Source organism: Absiella sp. AM29-15, from assembly GCF_003434225.1.
GTDB classification, from domain to species: Bacteria; Bacillota_I; Bacilli_A; order Erysipelotrichales; family Erysipelotrichaceae; genus Hoskinsella; species Hoskinsella hominis.
Genome location: NZ_QVFL01000002.1, coordinates 155,905 through 179,380 on the forward strand (window position 1 = coordinate 155,905; position 23,476 = coordinate 179,380).

At 36.0% G+C, this 23,476-nt stretch carries 22 protein-coding genes and 1 pseudogene; 22 read left to right on the plus strand and 1 reads right to left on the minus strand.

The genetic code is table 11. The annotated features are described in order from the left end of the window. Positions 1-177: 177 nt before the first annotated feature. The 8 genes from DW761_RS02830 to DW761_RS02865 all read left to right on the plus strand — a co-directional run bounded on the left by DW761_RS02830 (position 178) and on the right by DW761_RS02865 (position 7,683). On the plus strand, positions 178-1,326 hold the full coding sequence (locus tag DW761_RS02830; RefSeq protein WP_117516356.1) for a helicase-related protein: 1,149 nt from the start codon (positions 178-180) through the stop codon (positions 1,324-1,326). Then, the gene (locus DW761_RS02835) at positions 1,327-2,019 is read left to right on the plus strand and encodes a ComF family protein (protein WP_199485579.1); all 693 of its coding nucleotides are present in this window, start codon (positions 1,327-1,329) and stop codon (positions 2,017-2,019) included. Between the two features lie 5 nt (positions 2,020-2,024). Further along, positions 2,025-2,222: a cold-shock protein gene (locus DW761_RS02840; RefSeq protein WP_117452917.1), complete on the plus strand. Its 198-nt coding sequence runs from the start codon at positions 2,025-2,027 to the stop codon at positions 2,220-2,222. Positions 2,223-2,388: 166 nt separating this feature from the next. After that, entirely contained in the window at positions 2,389-2,745 is a 357-nt protein-coding gene (locus DW761_RS02845) for a hypothetical protein (RefSeq protein WP_117452918.1), read from the plus strand. Between the two features lie 193 nt (positions 2,746-2,938). Next, positions 2,939-3,136 carry a cold-shock protein gene (locus DW761_RS02850; protein ID WP_117452919.1) on the plus strand — a complete coding sequence of 66 codons (198 nt, stop codon included), beginning with the start codon at positions 2,939-2,941 and terminating at the stop codon, positions 3,134-3,136. Positions 3,137-3,263: 127 nt separating this feature from the next. After that, on the plus strand, positions 3,264-5,609 hold the full coding sequence (secA, locus tag DW761_RS02855; RefSeq protein ID WP_117516357.1) for a preprotein translocase subunit SecA: 2,346 nt from the start codon (positions 3,264-3,266) through the stop codon (positions 5,607-5,609). A 12-nt stretch (positions 5,610-5,621) separates the two neighbouring features. After that, a protein-coding gene (gene prfB / locus DW761_RS02860; protein ID WP_117452921.1) for a peptide chain release factor 2 occupies positions 5,622-6,723 on the plus strand; the annotation gives its coding sequence in 2 pieces (ribosomal slippage) (positions 5,622-5,693 and positions 5,695-6,723; 1,101 coding nt in all). Between the two features lie 96 nt (positions 6,724-6,819). Continuing rightward, a complete protein-coding gene (locus DW761_RS02865) occupies positions 6,820-7,683 on the plus strand; it encodes a YitT family protein (RefSeq protein WP_117516358.1) in 864 nt (287 codons plus the stop codon). Positions 7,684-7,840: 157 nt separating this feature from the next. Here the strand turns inward: DW761_RS02865 and DW761_RS02870 are convergent, their stop codons facing one another. Next, complete coding sequence (locus DW761_RS02870) at positions 7,841-8,284, minus strand: hypothetical protein (protein WP_117516359.1); 444 nt, start codon at positions 8,282-8,284, stop codon at positions 7,841-7,843. Between the two features lie 120 nt (positions 8,285-8,404). Between DW761_RS02870 and DW761_RS02875 the strand changes: the two are divergent. From DW761_RS02875 to DW761_RS02940, 14 genes and pseudogenes are all read left to right on the plus strand, one after another. Continuing rightward, positions 8,405-9,168 (plus strand): annotated as a pseudogene (locus DW761_RS02875) (nucleoside phosphorylase). Positions 9,169-9,285: 117 nt separating this feature from the next. Then, positions 9,286-9,975 carry a cell division ATP-binding protein FtsE gene (gene ftsE / locus DW761_RS02880; RefSeq protein ID WP_117452925.1) on the plus strand — a complete coding sequence of 230 codons (690 nt, stop codon included), beginning with the start codon at positions 9,286-9,288 and terminating at the stop codon, positions 9,973-9,975. Then, the gene (gene ftsX, locus DW761_RS02885; RefSeq protein ID WP_117516360.1) at positions 9,968-10,864 is read left to right on the plus strand and encodes a permease-like cell division protein FtsX; all 897 of its coding nucleotides are present in this window, start codon (positions 9,968-9,970) and stop codon (positions 10,862-10,864) included. Before ftsE (DW761_RS02880) ends, ftsX (DW761_RS02885) begins: the two co-directional genes overlap by 8 nt. Further along, positions 10,861-12,261: a murein hydrolase activator EnvC family protein gene (locus DW761_RS02890; RefSeq protein ID WP_117516361.1), complete on the plus strand. Its 1,401-nt coding sequence runs from the start codon at positions 10,861-10,863 to the stop codon at positions 12,259-12,261. Before ftsX (DW761_RS02885) ends, DW761_RS02890 begins: the two co-directional genes overlap by 4 nt. A gap of 39 nt (positions 12,262-12,300) precedes the next feature. Next, a complete protein-coding gene (ftsE, locus tag DW761_RS02895) occupies positions 12,301-12,990 on the plus strand; it encodes a cell division ATP-binding protein FtsE (RefSeq protein ID WP_117452928.1) in 690 nt (229 codons plus the stop codon). After that, the gene (gene ftsX, locus DW761_RS02900) at positions 12,983-13,885 is read left to right on the plus strand and encodes a permease-like cell division protein FtsX (RefSeq protein WP_117516362.1); all 903 of its coding nucleotides are present in this window, start codon (positions 12,983-12,985) and stop codon (positions 13,883-13,885) included. The genes ftsE (DW761_RS02895) and ftsX (DW761_RS02900) overlap by 8 nt, the downstream gene beginning before the upstream one ends. A gap of 146 nt (positions 13,886-14,031) precedes the next feature. Further along, entirely contained in the window at positions 14,032-15,471 is a 1,440-nt protein-coding gene (locus tag DW761_RS02905) for a hypothetical protein (protein WP_117516363.1), read from the plus strand. Further along, a complete protein-coding gene (locus DW761_RS02910; protein WP_117516364.1) occupies positions 15,468-15,977 on the plus strand; it encodes a LytTR family DNA-binding domain-containing protein in 510 nt (169 codons plus the stop codon). The genes DW761_RS02905 and DW761_RS02910 overlap by 4 nt, the downstream gene beginning before the upstream one ends. 5 nt (positions 15,978-15,982) lie before the next feature. Continuing rightward, complete coding sequence (locus DW761_RS02915) at positions 15,983-16,384, plus strand: hypothetical protein (RefSeq protein ID WP_117516365.1); 402 nt, start codon at positions 15,983-15,985, stop codon at positions 16,382-16,384. Between the two features lie 94 nt (positions 16,385-16,478). Next, positions 16,479-17,957, plus strand: a complete 1,479-nt coding sequence (locus DW761_RS02920; RefSeq protein WP_117452933.1) for a S41 family peptidase — start codon at positions 16,479-16,481, stop codon at positions 17,955-17,957. Then, positions 17,950-19,932 carry an excinuclease ABC subunit UvrB gene (uvrB, locus tag DW761_RS02925; RefSeq protein WP_117452934.1) on the plus strand — a complete coding sequence of 661 codons (1,983 nt, stop codon included), beginning with the start codon at positions 17,950-17,952 and terminating at the stop codon, positions 19,930-19,932. Before DW761_RS02920 ends, uvrB begins: the two co-directional genes overlap by 8 nt. Before the next feature lie 140 nt (positions 19,933-20,072). After that, positions 20,073-20,786, plus strand: a complete 714-nt coding sequence (locus DW761_RS02930) for a response regulator transcription factor (RefSeq protein ID WP_117516366.1) — start codon at positions 20,073-20,075, stop codon at positions 20,784-20,786. A 5-nt stretch (positions 20,787-20,791) separates the two neighbouring features. Beyond that, a complete protein-coding gene (locus tag DW761_RS02935; protein WP_117516367.1) occupies positions 20,792-22,918 on the plus strand; it encodes a sensor histidine kinase in 2,127 nt (708 codons plus the stop codon). A gap of 124 nt (positions 22,919-23,042) precedes the next feature. Then, entirely contained in the window at positions 23,043-23,471 is a 429-nt protein-coding gene (locus DW761_RS02940; RefSeq protein ID WP_117452937.1) for a MarR family winged helix-turn-helix transcriptional regulator, read from the plus strand. Positions 23,472-23,476: the final 5 nt, after the last annotated feature.

Here is a 23,476-nt window from a genome sequence, read left to right on the forward strand (position 1 = left end):
TTTGCAAATCTTATAAAAGTCATGGTCATATATGAATAGTGAAATGGTAAGAAATTAATTATTTGTGGTTTAAATATACCTTGAAATTAATTATGTAAAGGTTTTTTTTACTTTTTTCAAAATAATTTAGGATTTTCACTATAAAAATACGTATGTATATAAGTGGAGGTGAAAAAAATGAAATGTCTTAGATGTGGAAATACAGACCCAGTCTACTTCTATCAGGATCAAGATGTCTGGTATTGTCGAAAGTGCATCGCCTTTGGACGTGTGAATGTGAATGAGTTACCGCCGCGTAAACAATATCAAAGAAAACGGCATACTTGTCACCCACAGTTAAAGTATCCATTGACACCAGCACAGAAAAAGGCAAGTGATGAGTTAAGAAGAAATTTGGCATTAAAACAAGACAGCCTGGTTTTCGCATGTTGTGGAGCGGGAAAAACAGAGATTGTGATGGAAGCAATCGCTGATTATTTAGCAATGGGGAAAAAAGTTGGTTTTGCGATATCGAGAAGACAAGTAGTATTAGAAATAGCTGAACGTATGCAAGAAGCTTTTCCATCTCTTAGTGTCATTGCGGTATGTGAAGGATATACCGATATTGTGGACGGCGATTTAATTATTTGTACTATGCATCAATTGTATCGATATCATCAGACCTTTGATCTGCTAATCATGGATGAAGTCGATGCTTTTCCTTACAGGGGCAACGCGATATTGAAAGCAATTGCTATGCATGCATGTGTCGGTGAGAAAATCTATCTTACTGCCACTCCAGATGATGAGATGCGAAAGGAGGTATCTGCCCACCATTTAAACATGGTAGAATTATTTCAAAGACCACATGGATACCCTTTGATTGTACCGGAAGTAAAACGAGGATATAGCTGGATGCAGATTACATACCTGCTGCTTTTTCTAACATCACAAAGAAAAGCAAAGATACAGACTTTGGTGTTTGTGCCAACGATTCGTATCGCCCATCGTTTAACCCGCTTTCTATCCTTGAAATATGCTTGCTGTGCATTTACATCTAAGACAGAAAACAAAGAAAAAATCATAAAAGAATTCCATGAAGGGGCCTATGAGTTTCTTGTCGCAACAACCGTATTAGAACGAGGAATCACCATCAAAGGGATTTATGTAGTGATTTTGTTTGCTGATCATCCTGTATTCAATGAAGCCAGTTTAATACAGATGATTGGGCGGGTAGGAAGAAGTATAGAAATGCCCACAGGAAAAGGGTTGTTTCTTTGTAAGCGGAAAACGAAGGATATTACGCAATGTATTACATCATTAAGAAAGATGAATGAAGGTGGTTAAATGAAACAGGAGCGTTGTTTATATTGTTTTGAGAATATTCAAAACAATTTATCATTTCACGACTGGTTAAGACAGGATGATGTTTTATGTGGAAAATGTAAATCAAAACTGCATGTACTTCAGTTAGATACCCAATTAGAAAAAATGCCTTTACATATTCTATATGAATATAATGAAACGATGGAGAGTATGATATTTCAGATGAAAGAGGGCAGAGATATTGCTCTGGCTCCTGTATTTTTTCATTCATTTAGAAAAAAGATTATCGACAGATATCGACATAGTACCATTGTGCTTTTGCCAAGTAGTAAAGAGAAGTACGCAGAACGTGGGTTTCAGCCAGTAAAGGAAATGTTGAAAGGTATTCCCATGAACATCGTAGAACCATTTTATAAGAGTGAAAATCATAAACAATCCCTACAAAGCTTTGAAGAAAGGGCACATATCGATCGTATTATTCAACGTGATTACAAGATTTCTTTACCTAAAACCCCTTTGCTTTTGTTAGATGATGTATGTACAAGCGGTTCTTCGTTAAAAAGAGCATATGATTTGATAAAAGAGCATACATATAAAATAGAGGCGCTGGTCTTATGTGCGCATCCTTTATTTGTCGAATCCTGCGATAAAAAAGGTTTGCTGCATCGTAAAAGTTTCTCTATACTTGAAACTGTAGTAAGAAATGGAAGGTGAAGTTTATGAAAGGCAAAGTAAAATGGTTTAACACAGAAAAGGGGTATGGTTTTATCTCGACAGAAGATGGCAAAGATATCTTTGTTCATTATTCTCATATCTTACAGGATGGATACAAATCTTTGGATGAAGGACAACCTGTTTCCTTCGATATTGTAGAAGTCGATAAGGGATTACAGGCCAGAAATGTAGAAAAATGTTAAAAAGATGAGGTGTTTCCAATTGTAGAAACGCCTTTCTTTATATTGTGTAAACGATTACATATGCTGTTTTGAAAGTTAATTTCCAAATTTTGTATAAGGGTAGTTGCGGGATCGGTACCATTCAGTTATAATGCTTACGTGTTTTTTTAACACGAGGAGGAGTACGATGAAAAAACTGGCAGTAGTATTAGAATCAGCTGGTAATTTTCGTTTCCAGACAATAGAAAATGAACATGTTTTTTTGTTAAAGACGAAAAGAACTAGTGAATTAGAAACAACAGTTGACTCTTTATTGGATACATATGAAGAAGTGATTGCTTTAACTGATCTACAGGATTATTATGAAGCAAATAAACATCTGATTAATGATTTCAATGGACGTTTTATGATCATGAAGCTAAATGATGAAAAAGAGATTCATGAGGCACTAACGTTCATGAGCAGCTATACAAAACAAGAATTGAAATGTGGCGAGCAGTCCATGATTTTTCATGTCGCCAAAAGACAGCAGGAAAGAGCATAAGTTATTCTTATGCTTTTTTTCAAAAGAATAAGTACGGACAAAAGAAAGCGGTTCTACACTATAGGAAAAATTACAGAAAACTTTTGTGAAAAAAATGTAAATTATGAATATAGTGCATTGATTTTTGGAAAAAAAGTGTCTATAATGAACGTATGCAGTTGAGTAGCATAGAAAGGTATAGGGTTTTTAAGCAATGCAAGGAAAAGTTAAAATGTTCAACCAGGAAAAAGGATTCGGGTTCATCACATTAGATGATGGCAAAGATGTATTTTTCCACTATTCACAATTAATGATGGATGGATTTAAAACAATCGAAAACGACGCAAAAGTTGAATTCGAAGTTGTTGAAACAGATAGAGGTTTACAGGCTCACAATATCGTTAAACTTTAATTATCTGAAAAAACGGGCTTTGCCTGTTTTTTTTGTTTGATAGTTGCCTCGTTTGTGATACAATGTTAAGGTATTATGAGTTCACTATATATTATAAAGATGAGATTAAGATACATGGAGGTTATGTATGGCAAATGTATTTGAACGCTTATTCAGCGGAGAAAAGAAAATACTGCACGGTTTGGAAAAAACAGCTGATGCAGTTATCGCACTTGCAGATAAAATGGCTGCAATGAGTGATGATGAATTAAAACAGCAGACACAGATATTCAGAGATAGATTGGCAAATGGTGAAACACTGGATGATATTCAGGTAGAAGCTTTTGCTGTAGCTCGAGAAGCTGCAAAACGTACAATAGGAGAATTCCCTTATAAAGTACAGATCATGGGTGCAGCTGCAATGCATGGCGGTGATATCGCTGAAATGAAAACAGGTGAAGGTAAAACCTTGACTTCTACAATGTGTGTGTATTTAAATGCCTTGGAAGGCAAAGGTGTACACGTTATCACAGTCAATGACTATCTAGCAGGACGTGATGCGGAATGGATGGGACAGATTTATCGATTCTTAGGATTAAGTGTTGGTGTCAATTCCAGACCATTAACACCAAGTGAAAAACGTGCAGCTTACGAATGTGATGTTACATATACAACCAATTCAGAGCTAGGATTTGACTATCTGCGTGACAACATGGTTACTGATGTAAAAGATCGTGTATTACGTGGATTGCATGTCGCAATCGTCGATGAAGTCGATTCTATCTTGATTGATGAATCCAGAACACCATTGATTATTAGTGGTGGTGCTAAGAAAACCGCAAACCTTTATTTACAGGCAGATGCTTTTGCGAAGTCTTTAAAAGGCGATGACTATGAAATCGATGAAAAGACAAGACAGATCATGCTGACAGAAAAAGGTGTAGCAACTGCGGAACGCCGTTTTAAGATTAAAAACCTGTATGATATTGAACATACACAGCTGGTTCACCATATCACACAGGCATTAAAAGCAAACTATATTATGAAAAATGAAGTAGAATATGTGGTACAGGATGATGAAATCGTAATCGTTGACCAGTTTACAGGTCGTACAATGCCTGGTCGTGCTTATTCTGATGGATTACATCAGGCAATTGAAGCCAAAGAGGGTGTAAGCATCAAAGAAGAAACAAGTACACTTGCGACTATCACATATCAGAACTTCTTCCGTCTGTATGATAAACTTGCCGGTATGACTGGTACAGCGAAAACCGAAGAAGAAGAATTCTTAGATATCTATAACATGCGTGTTATTGTGATTCCAACAAACCGTCCAGTTGCTCGTATTGACTATCCAGATGCAATCTTTGCAAATGAACGTTTGAAGTTTAATGCACTTGTGGAAGAAGTAAAAGAACTGTATGAAAAAGGACAGCCAGTACTAGTTGGTACAATTTCCGTTGAAAAGAGTGAATTGGTTCACCAGTTATTAACGAAAATGCATATTCCTCACGAAGTGCTGAATGCAAAGAACCATGCTAGAGAAGCCGATATTATCGCTAAAGCAGGCCGTGTGAAATCTGTAACGATCGCAACCAATATGGCAGGTCGTGGTACCGATATTAAATTAACGGAAGAATCAAGAGCATTGGGTGGCTTAGCGGTTATTGGTAGTGAACGTCATGAATCAAGACGTATCGATAACCAGCTGCGTGGACGTAGTGGTCGTCAGGGAGATCCTGGTTTCTCTCGTTTCTATGTATCTTTGAAGGATGAACTGATGGTTCGTTTCGGTGGAGAAAAAGTAGAAAAATTATTTAATGCATTAGGTGATCAGCAGATCGAATCTAAGATGGTCACAAAATCTATTTCTCAGGCACAGAAACGTGTCGAAGGTTATAACTTTGATGTTCGTAAACAATTATTGGATTATGATGATGTTTTGCGTAAACAGCGTGAAATCATGTATGAACAAAGAAATTATGTCTTAGAAAATGAAGATGTACATGGCGTTGTGCATGATATGATTGACCGTGTTATCCAAAACGTTGTGGAAGCAAATACAGATAAAAATAAACGTGATGATAATGTTGATTATGCTGGTGTGATTCAGGGTATGGAAATGCTTGGATTAGAACCAACAGAAAATGTAACATTAGAAGAAATCCGTGGTAAATCTACAGATGAAACAGCTAAATATTGTGCTGATAAAATTTGGAATCTGTATGATGGAAAAGTTGCGGATATTCGTGAACAATTTACATCATTTGAAAGAACCATCGTTTTACGTAACATGGATCGTAATTGGATCGAACATATTGATATGATGGATAAATTAAGAAATGGTATTCATTTACGTTCTTATGCACAAAACAATCCTTTACAGGCTTATATTGAAGAAGGATATGAAATGTTTGAGGATATGATGAGTCGTATCGCAAGAGAAGTTGTATTCTTTGCGTTGAAGGTTCAGATACAAAGACAAAATGCGTAGGAGGAATCGCCTATGGAACTATATGAAATAAAACAAGGAGTGAATACTCACCGGGAGAAATTAGATTCTCTTGGTGAGTCACTTTGACTTAGCTGAAAAAAAACATAAGATTGCGGAATTAGACAGTCGTACTTTAGAAGAAGGATTTTGGAATGATCCATCCCATGCACAAGGGATTATTCGTCAGTTAAATGGATTGAAGGATATCGTTGGTGCATATGAAAAACTAAATGCCACGCTTTCTTCATTAGAAGAAACTGGTGAACTTTTGAAGGACGATTTTGATCCAGAAATATTTGAACTGTATGAAATGGAATATCAGGAAATGGAAACTGCTTTTGATGACTTTGAAATCAAGGTATTGTTATCTCATGAATATGATCATTCTAGTGCTATTTTAGAATTACATCCTGGAGCTGGAGGAACGGAATCCTGTGACTGGGCAGATATGTTATATCGTATGTATTCTAGATGGGCGGAAAAGAAAGGCTTTAAAGTGTCTGTATTGGATTATCTGGCAGGGGATGAAGCTGGAATCAAATCCATAACCTTCTTAGTAGAGGGGGATATGGCGTATGGATATTTAAAAGCTGAGAAAGGCGTTCATCGTTTAGTACGTATCTCACCATTTGATGCAGGAGGCAGAAGACATACTTCATTTGCGTCCTTAGATGTAATGCCACAGTTCAATGATGAAATTGAAATTGATATCAAACCAGAAGATTTGATTGTGGAAACAAAACGTGCCAGTGGTGCAGGTGGTCAGCATATCAATAAAACAGATAGTGCCGTACGTATGGTCCATAAACCAACAGGTTTGGTAGCAACATGTCAAAACGGCCGCAGTCAGCATGAAAACCGTGAAGAGGCTTTACGCGTGTTAAAGAGTCGTTTATATCAAAAGCTGATTGAAGAGCAGGAAGCAAAACTAGCAGAAATCAAAGGTGAACAAAAAGCGATTGAATGGGGTTCCCAGATAAGAAGCTATGTTTTCCATCCATACAGTATGGTAAAAGACCATAGAACCAACTATGAAACTAATGATGTACAGGGTGTTATGGATGGTAATTTAGATGGATTTATTTTCGCATATTTAAAATCATTAATTCGATAGAATCTGGAGAAATTCAGATTCTTTTTATTTTCCATGCTTTTTTATATGTTCGTGTTATAATAACAGGTGGGCAAAATAAATCAGGAGTGTGTAAATATGTCAAAAGGTATGAAAGAGAATATGATCTCTATTTTAATGATGATCGCAGGTAATTTCGTGATTGCAGCAGGTGTCGCATTATTTATATTCCCATTGAATATATTAAGTGGCGGTGTCGCAGGGATCGCAGTAGCGATTGAACCAATATTTCATTTAGATAAAACATTGGTAGTAAATGCTTTGACCATTGGTCTATACATCGTTGGAGCATGCACATTAGGTAAAAAGTTTGCGTTAAAGACGATGATTAGTACAATTATTTACCCGTTTTTTATCACATTCACAACTTTTATTCTAAAAGATGTTACGATTACAACCAATCCATTGTTAGGTTCTCTATATGGCGGTATCTGTATAGGTGTTGGTATTGGGTTGGTATATCGTGTTGGTGGCAGTACAGGAGGCATGGATATTCCTCCCCTTGTGATTAATAAATATACAGGAATTCCTTTACCAACTTTGGTTATGTGTGTAGATGGCTTAACTGTGATCTTAGGTGCTAGTACCTATGGCGTAGAAGCCGCTATGATTGGTTTGATTTCCGTATGGATCTGTGGGCAAATGATTGATAAGGTCATATCATTTGGAGGGCATGATGCAAAACAAATCATGATCATTACAGAGAAACGAGAAGAAATGATCAAAGAGATATTTAAAGAAATTGATCGCGGTATCACGATTTTACAGGCAAAAGGAGCCTATACAAATACCGATAAACCAGTTATCATGATTGTCGTTTATAAAAAACAGTTTGCGACCTTGAATCATGTGATTTCTATGATAGATCCAGAAGCCTTTGTGGTTGTCAGTGATGTAAATGAAGTGCAAGGAGAAGGCTTTACGTATCAACAAGAATTATAAAAAGCTAAATAAAAAAGGAAGTATAAAATCATGAAATTATCATTGTTTGATTTTATACTTCCTTTTCCTTTATAAGAATTGAAAAATATGAACTTTTTTGTTTACAATTTTCCATTCGGTCTGATTTCTACTTTTCGTTCGGTCAGATTTTGATTTTTCATTCGGTCAGATTTTTGATTTTCTCATATAACGTATACGTATCTTTTTGATTAGCAAGGTTAAAAAGATATACATTATCCTTTGTTTGTGCCTTGATATAAGAAGAATTATCAGTATATAAATAAGCCCTGCATTTTCCGATTTCATCAAATTTGGCATCACCCACGATATAATGTGAAGTAGCTTCACCAGCACCTTGTTTCTTTCCGGCAGGAAGTTTTTGTTCATAGTAATGGATAGATTGAATATCTTTACAGGAAACAGCATCACCTATTGCGCCATGAAAGTTAATAGAATCTTTTTCTAATGTAATGGTAAAAGCAGTATGTTGTTCATTTTTCTGATTAGACTGATACAATAATAAACCACATACGCACAGCATCAATAGGATGATAGCTGTGAAAAAAATTGTAATGATACGTTTTGTTGATTTATCATCCATGAAATTGCCTCCATTCGTTATCTATAATATAACATATTTCATGCTTTTCTTATATATCTGATTGCAGAGAAAAAGATGTTACTATATAATAATAGACAAAAGGTACGAGGAGATAAATGTATGATATTAGAAGAATTTGATACAAATGATACAGCGTTGTTTAACCCTGAGGATATCGTAAAGCCATTAGAGAACTGTCCTAAAACAGTAGTGACCTGTTTTGCGAATGACTTGATTGAACATGCATTATCGATTTTTAAATGTGAAATCATAAGTTGTATTTCATCCGCAAATGGAAAACTTCCAATATATAGAATAAATGTAGATGGACAGGAAATTGGATTGTTTATGTCTGCTGTTGGAGCATCAGCTTGTGTTTCGGAATATGAGGAATTGTTTGCGATGGGTGTAGAAACAATTGTGGTTTTTGGCACATGTGGGGTATTGGATGCGACAATTCATGATTGTGCTATTGTATTGCCTGAAGCAGCAATACGTGATGAAGGCTGCAGCTATCATTATGTTAAAGCAAGTGATGAAATTAAGGTCAATCATGACACCCTTGATCGAATGAAAAAGTTCTTTGATGAATGTAAACTTCATTATCATGTGGGGAAAGTATGGACAACGGATGCGCCTATCGTGAAACAAGAGCGAAAATCGCAAAACGTAAAGAACAGGGATGTATATGTGTGGATATGGAATGTTCTGCAATTGCGGCTTTGGCATCTTTTCGTAAAAAAAGAATTGCTCAATTTTTTTATTCAGCGGATAATCTGGGAAAAGAAGAGTATGAAATGCGCAGTTTAAAGAATGAAGAAAACTTTGATGTAAAAAAAGAAATCTTAAAATTAGCAGTACAGCTCGCAAAGAATCTGTCATAGGTTACAGGGTGTGGAAAACTTTCCACCCTGTTTTTCGTATCCCATAAAATTGTAAGAATTTACTAACAATGAAATTGCGTTTTTATGGTATAATGAAATGCATAAGGAGTTGATGGCATGATCCTTTTAAAAAATGTTTCTAAATCATATAAAAACGGTGTAAAAGCACTGAGAGATATAAATCTTGAAATAGATGAAGGCGAATTTGTTTATATTATCGGACCTACAGGATGTGGAAAATCTACATTAATTAAAATTTTAGATGGAGAAGAAATTCCTGATAGTGGAGAAGTCTGGGTAGCAAATACCAATGTTGGTAAATTACGTCATTCAAGAGTTCCAATTTATCGTCGAAATATTGGTGTTGTGTTCCAGGATTTTAGATTATTACCAACCATGACAGTATTTGAAAATATTGCATTTGCTTTAGAGGTTTTGGCTTTGGATAAAGTAACGATACGAAAACGTGTACGTGAAGTATTGCAGCTGGTATCATTAGAAGATAAAGCAAAGGCCTTTCCTAGAGAATTAAGTGGTGGACAACAGCAAAGAGCAACCATAGGGCGGGCAATCGCCAATCATCCAAAAGTGTTGATTGCGGATGAGCCTACAGGTAATCTTGATCCGGAAATGTCAAAAGAAATTATTGCGTTATTGGAAAAAATCAATGAAGTAGAAAATACAACTATTTTAATGGTAACACATGATTCATCTCTGGTAAATTCATATAAAAAACGTACAGTAGCACTGGAATCTGGTTATATTGTGAGTGACCTAACTAAAGGCGGGTATCATAACTATGATTAGAGGAATAAAGAATTTACCACATCATTTTCTTACAGCTTTAAAAGGACTGGGGCGTCATTTTGCGATGACATTATCCAGTGTATCTGCAGTTACTGTGACATTGGTATTGATTGCTTTATTTATTTTGTTAGCAGGTAATGTCAATAATTTTGCGGTAAATGTGGAAAGCAGTTTGAAAATTCGCGTTTCTATAGACCAGATAAAAACAGATAAAGAAATTGAAGCAATGCAGAAAACAATCAAAAACATGCAGGGTGTAAAACAGATTGATTTTTCCAGTAAGGAAGATGAACTTGCCATGTTGATTGATGAAAGTGGTTCTGTATTTAAACGTTATGAAGATAATAATCCTATGCCAAATGTATTTATCGTAGAGGTAAATCAGGCGAGTGATATTCCTGTCATCACAAAGAAATTAAATGAGATGGAGGGAATAGAAAAGGCACAATATGGCGGGGAACAAATTGATAATATGATTGAGATTTTTGATACGCTTCGTACAGGCGGTGCTGTATTTGTATTGGCGTTGTCTTTACTTGCGGTTTTCTTGATTAGCAATACGATTAAAATGACAATTTATACAAGAAATACAGAAATATCAATCATGCGAAATGTTGGCGCAACCAATGGATATATCAAAACACCATTTATGTTTGAAGGCATGCTGATCGGTATGATTGGTGCTGTAATTCCAATCTTGATTGTATGTGTCGGCTATGCGGTTTTATATGATAGTATGCATGGTGCATTTTTAAGCAGTATGTTTGTTTTAGAAAAACCATTCCCATTCACCATGTATATCTCTTTGATGCTGCTTGGGTGTGGCGCAGTGGTTGGTATTTTAGGCAGTTTCTTTGCGGTAACAAAATATTTGAGGTGGCGACGATGAAAAAAATAAAAATAACATTGGCACTATCGATGCTGTGTATGAGTGTACTAGCTTCTTCTGGAACTGCACTCTACGCAAATGATTTTGAAGGTAATGAGGATGCATGGTTAAAGCGGTGCTCTGTTCCTCAGGAAACCAGTGCAGAGGCACAAGAATGTGCAGAATTCAAATCATATTATGCCGGCTTGAGTGATGAAATAGCCAATCAGGCAGATGATTTGGATAAACAGATTGCAAGTATCAAAGGCAATATTGATTCGATTCAGGATATGGTCAATAAACAGGATGCATTGGTAAAGAAAATCAATAAGAAAATAGAATTGAATGATGCAAATATTCGTACGATACAGGCTGCAATCACAAAGCTTGATGGAGAAATCAAGCAAAAAGAAGCAGATATTAAAAAGCGTAATGATCTAATTAAAAAGCGTATGGTGGAAGGTCAGGCTACGATTGGCACAAATACCAATATTGAAATATTGATGGGTGCCAGTGATTTAGTGGACTTGATACGAAAGGCAGAAGGCCTTCAGAAAATCACAGAAAGTGATCAAAATGAAATTGAAAAATTAAAGGAAGAAAAAGCGAAGCTTGATCTGGATAAATCCGAACAAACAAGATTAAAAGAAGATGAAGCAGACAAGAAGAAACAAAACGAAAAGGATAAAAAAGAAGCAGAAAACTTGTTAAAAGAAAAAGAAAAATTATTAAATGAATATCGTAAACAAGAAGCGGATTTAAATCAGAAGATGCGTAGTGTAAAGGCTGATTTAAGTGCGTTACAGGGAAATATTATCAATATCAATACATCAGTAGCACAAAAAATTGATTATTCTGGAAATGGTACTATGGTATCCCCAATCAAAGCATCAAAATCAGCAGGTACATGGTATTATCCAGCAAGCTTTGGTGGAGGTGTGCATCTAGGTATGGACTTTGCGGCAGGTGTAGGAACACCAATTTATGCGCCTGCAGATGGTATTATTCTATATGCTAATAACCCAGTTGGAACCTATGATGGCTTTTTGGGAAACTGGATAGGATGGCCACTTGGCGGTGGAAACACATTGATGTTTTTAACTCAGGTAGATGGTATTACCTATGCTGTAAGTTTTGCGCATATGGCACAATCACCATTCCCGGTAAGTGCAGGACAAGAAGTAAAACAAGGGCAACAGATTGGCGCAGTTGGCGCCAGTGGAAATGTTACCGGACCACATTCTCATGTGGAAGTATTTAATCTTGGGAAAATGAGTCTGTCGTCAGCTATCTCATCTTTCCAGTCAACAGTCGATTTTGCATGGGGCTGTGGATGGGGATCATCCGCATTATCGAGAACATGTGAAGTCAGCGGACCTCCATGTAGACAGCGTCCGGAAAGTGTATTTGGATATTAAAACAGCACAAGTGATTTAGCAAATGTGAGGAGTGAGAAGATGATTCTTTTAGAAAATGTTTCAAAAGAATATAAAAACGGGGTACATGCATTACGCGATGTGAATCTGGCAATTGATGATGGAGAATTTGTATATATTATTGGACCGACTGGTTCGGGAAAATCTACATTGATCAAGCTGCTGGATGGGGAAGAAATACCATCAAGTGGTACAGTTATGGTGGAAAACATCAATGTAGGAAAACTAAAACATTCAAAGGTGCCGGTATATCGTCGAAATATTGGTGTTGTATTCCAGGATTATCGCTTACTGCCTCGTTTGACAATATTTGAAAACATCGCATTTGCGTTAGAAGTCATTGGTATGAACAAAGTAGACATCCGCCGTCGTGTTCGTGAGGTATTAGAACTTGTATCCTTAGAAGATAAGGCTAAATCTTTTCCTAATGAATTAAGTGGAGGACAGCAGCAAAGAGCAACCATTGGGCGTGCGATTGCCAATCATCCCAAAGTATTGATTGCGGATGAACCTACAGGAAATCTAGACCCTGAAAAGAGTGCGGAAATCATGGAGCTTTTGGAAAAAATCAACGCTGTGGAAAACACAACAATCGTAATGGTTACACATGATTCAACAATCGTAGACCGATTTAAAAAACGTACGATCTGTCTGGAGGAAGGATATATCGTTGCGGATATTATGAAGGGGGGATACTTGAAACATGATTAGTTTCTTTAAATCATTGCCAAAACATATAAAAACGGCATTTCTTAGTATCTTTCGTCATTTAGCAATGTCTTTAAGTGCTTCTAGTGCTGTAACAGTCACATTGATTTTATTTGCGGCATTCCTGTTAATTGCGGGAAATGTTGGACAGTTCACAGACAATATTGCGGAAGACTTAAGTATTCACGTGCAATTAAATAAGAATTATACCAAAGATAAAGATATCACAAAAATGAAAAAAGAACTGGAAGCAATCTCCGGTGTAAAGAAAGCAACCTTCTCTGATAAGGATGCGGAGCTGGAATTATATATCAAGGAAATGGGCGAAGAATTCGCAATGTATCGTGGAAAAGAAAACCCATTATTTCCAGCATATTATGTATCTGTGAAAGACGCAGACCGTATCAAAGCAATTACGGATGAAATTAGTAAAAAAGATTTTGTGAAAGAAGCAGTATATGGTGGTACCAGTGTTTCTGATATGGTCAAACTGTTAGACAAAGTAAGAACCGGTGGAATGATTTTTGTGGTTTTATTAACTGCGCTGGCGATATTTCTAATATCAAATTCCATCAAAATGACGATTTATGCCCGCAATAATGAAATTTCTATTATGCGAAATGTCGGGGCTGCCAACTGGTATATCAAAGTACCATTTATGATAGAGGGAATGCTGATTGGATTAATTGGTTCTATCATTCCATGTCTTGTCGCATATTTTGGATATGCTTATTTATACGATATGGCAAATGGACAAATCGTTACCAGCATGTTCGCATTACTTCCTGTATACCCATTCGCATTAAAAGTATGTGGAGTATTGATTTTAGGTGGTATGGGCGTTGGTCTTGTGGGAAGTTTTTTCTCCACAACCAAATATTTACATTGGAAACGTTAGGATGTATCTATTGATACATCCTCTTTTTTATAAATATGGTAAAATAGTAGTAATGCAAGAGGAACATCAAAAAATGCAAGTGGAGCCATTTTCACTGGTATATTAGATAATTTATTGTATAGTAAAGGTAGAAAGAGGGTGTGGTCATGGGATATGGATATATTGCGTTGGCATATTTTCTGATGATGTTTCCTTTGACAATCAGTACAACGATTTTCTCAACATCAAATTTGTCGCTGATTGGTTTTGCTTTTCTGTTCATGGGATTATATCAGATTCAACAACGTATTCAAAACAGAAAACTGTTCATCGCAGTGATAAGCAGTGTGTTGTTGTTTATGACATTGTGTTTTCAAGACACACGTTGGTCAATCATAGTCGCAAGTATAGTAGAACCAGTCATTTTATTAAACCTTCTCTACAGTACACGAAATGAGTGCAGTGAGAAAACCAAAAAAAAGATACGTTATTTCACAATACTGTATCTTATTATGTTTGTTGGCGTTTATCTTTCATCAGCTTTGATGCTTTTCTATAGCGAACTGGCACAGGCAATCCTATTTATTCTCATATGCTTTCGTATTTTCAATAATATATATTTTATTATGCTTGTTTTATCCATCAACCGACAGCTAAAAGATATGGAGCTTTTACCAGTTCATGAAAAACCATTGTCATTTCAAAAAAAGCATTCGATTATCATGCTGGTAGTGATTCTTTTATCCGCAGGTATCTTATATGGAACACAGGGTCTGTATTTATCATCTATGCAGATTACACCATCTTCAGATTATCAGGACCGTATTTATGAAGGCTCTACAACAAACAGCCGAATTGCCGGATTAGTCAGAATATCAAAAAATCAAAATGATTCCGATTTCTATAATTATGGAAAAGTGAACTTCTATACAAAGGATGAAACCATCGCAAACCAGGTAAAACTTATGAAATATCATCTGTATGTGGATGGCAAACCTATTAAAGAAGAACCAGCAGATAAACGATTTATGAAGCCGGATATTGTGAAGGTAGAAAAACAGAATAATGGGGAATATCGTATCGCATTAACCGGCAGCCATGATATGATGGAATATCAAACAGACAGCAGTTCACAAGTATCTATGCATGTACAATTATATGATGAACAGGAAAAGCTGATATTGGAAGAAACTTATCCTGTCAAGGAACGTGAAGAACATGTATATCATGGTAATGCACAAGGAATCACCATTACAGAACTATACACAGGAAATACTGCAATCTTACAAGCTCCAATCATCAAAACAAATATATTTCAAATGGCACAGACAAAAGGATATACACAAGTGGAAATGTATATAGAATATTTACAACATGGTAAAGTTATGGCAAGAAGCAATACAATTCAATTAACAGATATTCCATGGGAACCATTTGTGCACCAGCATATTGATGAAGGACAAATCAGGTATATCAGTTGGGATGACAGGGTAATGACATATGAACAGACGATAACATATAATCAGGCAGTTATCGTTATGAAATATCAAGGGGAAGGCATGCATGAGCGAACATTCCATATACCATTACAGGAGAGTAAGCCATGAAGCTGATCTGTGAAGTGCAGCATCAAACAATGCTGGAGCAGGAGTTTCTGCCTTATCGCTCATTGCCTGTCGTCTTTGTGGAAAAAGGCTGTTTCTATGACGGTGTTTGTATCAACTTTGATATCGAGCATTTAAAAGAAGTACATGAGGTTGCGCAAATGATGCTTCATCAACAGGAGCATATCATGATAGGAAAGCTTCATGATCGTATGTATCCGATTCCCACAAAAGATATCGTATATATAGAAGGATATCGAAGAGAAGCATATCTGCATACAGAAAAAGCATCTTATGAAATCAATTATCGTTTATATGAAGCAGAAGAATTATTAGGGGATGATATGTTTATCCGCATCAATAAAAGTACCATCGTAAATATATCAAAGATTAAGATTATCATGCCGGCGTTGAATGCATGCTACAGCATGGAAATGGTGAATGGTATTTTGTTAGAATGCTCTCGTCAATATTGGAAAACATTTAAAAAGAAATTAGGAATGAGGTGATCAATATGAAAAATCGAATTTACGCGTATACGTTTGCGACATTCTTCTTTTCTTTGGCATTCACATTATTTCAAATATTGTATTTCAATCATATATCTGATTCATTCTATGGTTTTCATCCCCATGTGTTTGCTTATTTATTCATCGCCTCTATGTTAGTGGCAGGAATCATGGAGGGCTGGTGTTACTTTCTTCCTGTACTATCAAAACATACACGCCTTGTTTATATAGGCATCATGATCATGAATGTCTTATTATGGCTCATGCCATACTATCTTTCTGTATATCTTCATATGTTATGTATTTATGTGTCTATATTGATGGCGTATCAGCTATTCGCTTATACGCAGGCGAATGAACAATTAAAGATCATACAGCAAAAAATTCAGGAAAAGGATGTCCAATGACATCTTTTTCTTTGGGTGTTGCTCTTATCAATACTGGATAAATATGGTATGATATAACTCGTAAAAAAACTTATCAAATATAGAGGTGAAAGACATGGCAAAAAAAGTTGTTCGTTACCACCTGGTACGTCATAAATGGCCGGATGAAATAGAAGCAGAAAAGAAAATCAAGAAAAGAAGGATCCTGACGGTTGCAGCATGTATCGTGTTTTTTATTGGAGGATTTTTATCCAACAATGTCTGGAGCAAGTCTACATCTGCCACAAGTGATGAAGATTTCAAAAAATTCTTTGATATTTATCAAACAATGAGTACCAACTTTTATTTTGGGAAAGATAAAGATGATCTGAAAGATACACTTATTTCAGGTGCGATCAATGGAATGGTAGATGCAGGTGGCGATCCACATACCATGTACTTAGAACCTACCCAGAGCAAAAGCTTCACAAGCTCCATGGAAGGAAGCTTTGTAGGTATCGGCGTTTCCTATTTTGAACAAAGCAAAGGCGTATTTATCATATCAAAAGTATATAAGGACTCTCCTGCACAAGAAGCAGGACTTATGAGTGGCGATCAGATCTATGCCATCAAAGGAAAACCAGTAAAAGATTTAACCATTGATGAAGTCGCAGATATGATCAAAGGTGATACAGGCAGTAAAATTGAAATCGAGATCGTTCGTGAAAATAAACATATCAAGAAAACAGTAGAACGAAGAAAAGTCAATGATTCTGTGTTAAGTTCTGTGAATGGAGAAGTCGGTATTCTGGAAATTGATAGTTATGCGGAAACAACCGGAGAAGAAGTAAAAGCACATTTAGAGGACTTAAAGAAAGCTGGCTGTAAGCGTCTAGTAATTGATATGCGTGATAACAGCGGTGGATATCTGACGGCTGTACAAGATGTTGCCAGCTATTTGATGGGACCGGATAAACTGATTTTTAAAGAAGATGACAAGAATGGAAAAGTAACAGACTATAAAACAAAAGATGTAGAACAGTATACATTTGATAAACTGGTGGTGCTTGTAAATGATGGAACAGCCAGTGCCGCAGAAGTATTGACGGCTGCGTTAAAACAACAGATGAACGCAACAGTTGTCGGTGTTAAAACATATGGAAAAGGCACTGTACAGATTCCTGTAACGTTCTCTGATGGCAGTATGTTCAAATATACGGTAGGAGAATGGATTACACCAAATGGTGATAAAATCAATGAAGTAGGAATTGAACCGGATGTAGAAGTAAAACTTGATCCTGCCTTGACTTTAGGTGCACCAAAATTAGATGAAGATGAAGTGTATAAGCCAGACAGTGTGAGTCTTGCGGCGAAATCAGTTCAGACATATCTGAAATTTTTAGGATATCCAGTGGATCGCACGGATGAGTATTTTTCTATTGCATCAGGTGAAGCTTTAAAACAATATCAGAAAAAAATGGGAATGGAAGCCAATGGAAACATTGACAGTAAAGTCATTACATCGTTATTATCCAGTATCTCTCAGGAATGGAATGCACATTTAGATCAATATGATACGCAAATGAAGAAAGCGGTGGAAATAGCAAATGGATAAAGAAGAAAAATTATTTGATCTGGTATCCCAATATCAGCCACAAGGTGATCAGCCAAAGGCAATTCATGATCTTGTGGAAGGGATACGGGAAGGGAAAAAACAACAGGTATTACTGGGGGCTACAGGTACTGGTAAAACCTTTACCATATCCAATGTGATCGCACAGGTGAATAAACCTACCCTGGTATTTGCACATAATAAAACATTAGCTGGTCAGTTATACAGTGAGTTTAAAGAATTTTTCCCACATAATCGTGTGGAATACTTTGTATCTAACTTTGATTATTATCAGCCAGAGGCATATTTGCCTAGTACGGATACTTACATCGATAAAAATGCGACAACCAATATGGAGTTGGATATGCTTCGTATGGCCGCAGTCAATAGTATCTTAGAGCGTCGTGATACAATCATTATCGCATCTGTTGCCTGTATTTATGGTGCTAGCAACCCAGAACAATATCGTGATATGTTTTTCTCACTGCGTGTGGGGGATATCATTGATCGTAAGGAATTAATGGGAAAACTGGTGGCTCGTCAGTATACACGTAATGATATGGACTTGGTTCGTGGAACTTTCCGAGTACGTGGAGATGTCATAGAAATTGCATTGGGACATACAGACAGCTATGTGTTAAGAATTGAATTATTTGATGATGAAATAGAACGTATCTGCGAAGTAGATCCATTGACTGGCAAAGTATTGAATGCCTATACGGTATATGTCATCTATCCTGCCAGTGGCTATGCGACCAAACAGGAAATTATCAATCGCGCCGCTGGAACAATCGAAGAAGAATTAGAAGATCGCATACAGGTGTTAGAAAATGAAGGCAAGCTGTTAGAAAAGCAACGACTGGAACAGCGCACAAGATATGATGTAGAAGCACTTCGTGAGTTTGGTGTTTGTCCAGGTATTGAAAACTATTCCCGTCATATCGATGGCAGAAAACCAGGCGAACGTCCTTATACCTTATTTGATTATTTTCCTTCAGATTTTTTACTGGTTGTGGATGAAAGTCATGTATCTTTACCACAGGTAAGAGGAATGTATAATGGGGACCGTGCACGTAAGGAAACCCTTGTAAATTATGGTTTCCGTTTACCAAGTGCCTTGGATAATCGACCACTTCGTTTTGAAGAATTTGAAAAGATGATCAATCAGGCAATCTTTGTCAGTGCGACGCCTGGAGATTATGAATTAGATAAAACCCATGGAGAAGTCATTGAACAGATCATTCGTCCAACCGGTTTGTTGGATCCAGTGGTAGAAGTACGTCCAACCAAAGGACAGATTGATGATTTGGTAGATGAAATCAGAAAGCGTATTGAAAAGAATGAACGAGCGTTGATTACAACGTTAACCGTGCGTATGGCAGAAGATTTAACCAGTTATTTAAAAGGCATGGACTTTAAGGTAGCATGGTTACATCATGAAGTAAAAACCATTGAGCGTACAGAAATCATTCGTGATTTGCGTAAAGGAAAATATGATGTATTGATTGGTATCAACCTGCTTCGTGAAGGTCTGGATATTCCAGAAGTATCCCTGATTGCGATACTAGATGCCGATAAGGAAGGCTTCTTAAGAAGCGAGCGTTCTTTGATTCAGATTATTGGGCGAGCTGCTCGTAATGCGCATGGGGAAGTTATCATGTATGGAGATAAGATTACAGATTCTATGCGAAAGGCACTAGATGAAACCGCACGTCGTCGTGAGATTCAGATTGCCTATAATAAGGAGCATGGTATCACACCTAAGACAATTGTGAAACCAATCCATGAAGTTGTCCGTAGTAAAGAAACGCAGGAAATGACAGCGAAGTATATGAATAAGAAGCATAAAGTCAGCAAGAAAGATAAAGAGAAGCTGATGGCAAATATCGAAAAGGAAATGAAGGAAGCCGCAAAAGTATTAGACTTTGAACGTGCCGCAGAACTTCGTGATATCCTGATTGAGATGAGAGGTGAGTAACATCATCTCTTTTTGTTTAGAAATTTTTAAGAATTCCTGCCAGTTTGTTTTTTGATTTGTTTTTTATACTTTAGTTACATAAAGGAGGAAACAGTCAAAAAAATGGTATAATAAGAAGCAAGTATAAAGGATGGGATGATATGAAACATACAATATTAGTCGTAGAAGATGAAAAGGGAATTAGAGAAACGGTATCTATCTTTTTAAAGAATCAAGGATATGAAGTTATACAGGCACAAAATGGGGAAGAAGGTCTACAAATGGTTGCGCAACATGAAATACACCTTGCCATTGTCGATATTATGATGCCGGTAATGGATGGCATCACGATGACTATGCAGCTAAGAAAAAATTACGATTTTCCTATTATCTTTTTAAGTGCGAAATCAGAAGATATCGATAAGATTACAGGATTAAATCTTGGGGCAGATGATTATGTAACCAAGCCTTTTGAGGCAATGGAATTAATCGCAAGAGTCAATTCTCATATCCGCCGTTATGAACAAATTCTTGATTTAAAAAAGAATGCAGGAAAACCGGTTGAGCAAAGCCATCGTTTAGTTGTTGGTGGTTTAGAACTTGATCAATACAGCAAAGAAGCATTTGTGAATGGCAATGCGATTCGTCTGACTGCCAAAGAATTTCAAATATTAGAGTTATTGATGAGCTATCCCGGGCGTGTATATTCAGCGGAAGAAATCTATGAAGCCGTATGGAAAGAAGATGCCATTAATACAGAAACGATTATGGTACATGTACGAAAATTAAGAGAAAAGATTGAAGTAAATCCTCGTAAACCAGAATATTTAAAAGTGGTTTGGGGCATTGGATATAAAATAGAAAAGGTCAGGTGAAGATTATGAAAAAGAAACAAGGGATATTTCTTGTCATCTTTTGTTTATTATTAGCTATCATGAGTGGTACTGTTTTATCACTTTATGATAATGTAAGAGCACATAGTAAAGTGTCAAAGGAAGATATTACACTACATTATTGTGACGAATTTGGTTATTATGCATTAGCTTTACAAAAAGCCATGAATCCAGATTATAAAGTGCTAAGTTATGGCAAAGAAGTACCAGAATATATGCAGAATATATGCGATGAGTATATCAATGATGTATTAAAAAACAGTCTTACTGTGATTCAAAGTGATTCTGACTTTATGTTTCAGGCAGTTGACACCAAAACAAATAAAGAGCTTTCCCATCACAAAGAAAATATGGAAAAAACGGATAAGCTGTTTCAATTCACCATTCAATTTCATGCGGATAGCAATATACAATTGAAAGGTGATTTAGATGATAGAATATTTAATCAATCGATATTTGAATCTATTGCCAAAAATGTTTTAGATTATTATCGTGATAGGTATATGGATTTATACTCTGTTGAAGACGTAGAGAATGGATTTGATTATCATGGTGTACATTATGGCGATGAGAGTATCAAAGTAAATATTCCAAAAAACTTATCTGTGAGTTTTGCACTTCCTCAAGAAGTCACAAAAAGCAGTCATTATTATGGCAATGTGTATTATGAATCTTATGCCTATGCATTTGCGGCTACAGCAATGGCAGTAAGTTGTGGAATATTGTTTATGTTCTTCTTAATATATCCTGTTCGTGTTGTGGAAAATGCGCCTTTGTTTAAAAGGATTTATCATTTGAAAGCTGGATTACGTATCTTATTGATGGCATTTTTAATCAGTATTTGGATTACTAGTACAATCATGTTAAGTGTATTCACAATAAACAAAGAATTCTATGAATTCTTTCATCAGATGAACATTGGTGGGGGAAATATGTTGATTCCAATCATAAACTTTGTGGTATGGTTTATCACACTGGGGGTTATTTCTCTTGAAATCTTCCAAATCAAGTATATTTTTGCGCATGGCATCATGCGATATTTGAAAGAAGATACATTAATAGCTTCCCTTATCCGAAAGATAAAAAGCTATAGTCATCGACTTAGTGAATTTGATTTATCCAATCCATTAGATAAAACGATTCTTAAATTTGTGTTGATCAATACCATTATCATCTTTATCATGTGTACGATTTGGGTATTTGGTTATTTCCTTGCGATTGTATATGCTTTATTATGTTTTGTATGGATCAGTAAGAAAGCAAAGAATATACAGCAGGATTATCTAAAAATCATAGATGCCGCAAAACAACTGGGAAATGGTAATTTCGATGTCAATATACAGGAAGATTTAGGAATGTTTAATGGACTGAAAGAAGATTTCTCCCCTATTCGTGATGGTTTTGAGAAAGCAGTAAAAGAAGAAACAAAATCACAAAATATGAAAACAGAACTTATCAGTAATGTATCACATGATTTAAAAACACCGCTTAGCTGTATCAAAAATTATATCGTATTACTACAGGATGATCAGTTGGATGAAGCCACAAGACATGAATATCTGGAGAATTTGAATCAATATTCTAATCGTTTGACAACGTTGATAGAAGATTTATTTGATGTCAGTAAAGTAAATAGTGGCAATATGAAGCTGTCTTTGATGGATATCAATATCATTGCCTTAATTGAACAGGCACAGGCAGAATGTATGGATCAGCTGGAAGAAAAAGGACTGAATATCATTACCTGCTTTGAGGAATCAGAAATCATTTGTCATTTGGATGGAGATAAAACATATCGTATCTTTGAGAATCTGTTTACCAACATAAGTAAGTATGCAATGCCAAATAGTCGTGTTTATATTGAAGTACATGTGAAGGATGATGTAGAAATCATATTTAAAAATATATCCATGGAACAGATGAATTTCACCGCAGAAGAGATTGTGGACCGGTTTGTGCGAGGAGATAAGTCCCGTCATGAAACAGGAAGTGGATTAGGACTTGCGATTGTAAAGAGTTTTACAGAGGTTCAGCAGGGAAGCTTCCATATTGAAATTGATGGTGACTTGTTTAAAGCCATCTTACATTTCAAGAAGGTACAGGATCAGGCGTAATGCCTGGTCTTGTTTTCTTTTAGTAATGCCTGGTCTTGTTTTCTTTTGTTTGACAAATATAAATTCTGGGATTATAATACATAGCATGCTATCATATAGCTGACTATTTAAATGAGGTGAAGATATGTCAGATAAAAGAATTGGCTTTTTAATCAAACAAGTATTCCATATGAATCAGGTGCGTTTAAATGAAATGTTTGCAGAGTTTGATTTGACGGGTGCACAAACGTTTACCTTGATTTATTTATTTAAGGCACATGATCAGGGAAGAATCATCAATCAAAGAGATATTGAACGTGATATGGATATATCAAATCCTACTGTGACAGGTATATTAAATCGTTTAGAGAATAAAGGATTGATCATACGAAAAGTAAATCCGGCAGATGCACGTGTAAAAAATATTGATGTCACGAATGAAGCATTAGAATTAGACAAGGTATTACGCAAAAAATTTCAGGAAAATGAGCAACAGCTGGTAGAAAATTTGAGTGAAGAAGAAGTAAAAAGTCTGGCATATATGTTAGAAAAGATTTTATACGGCAACACCTGAAGCCG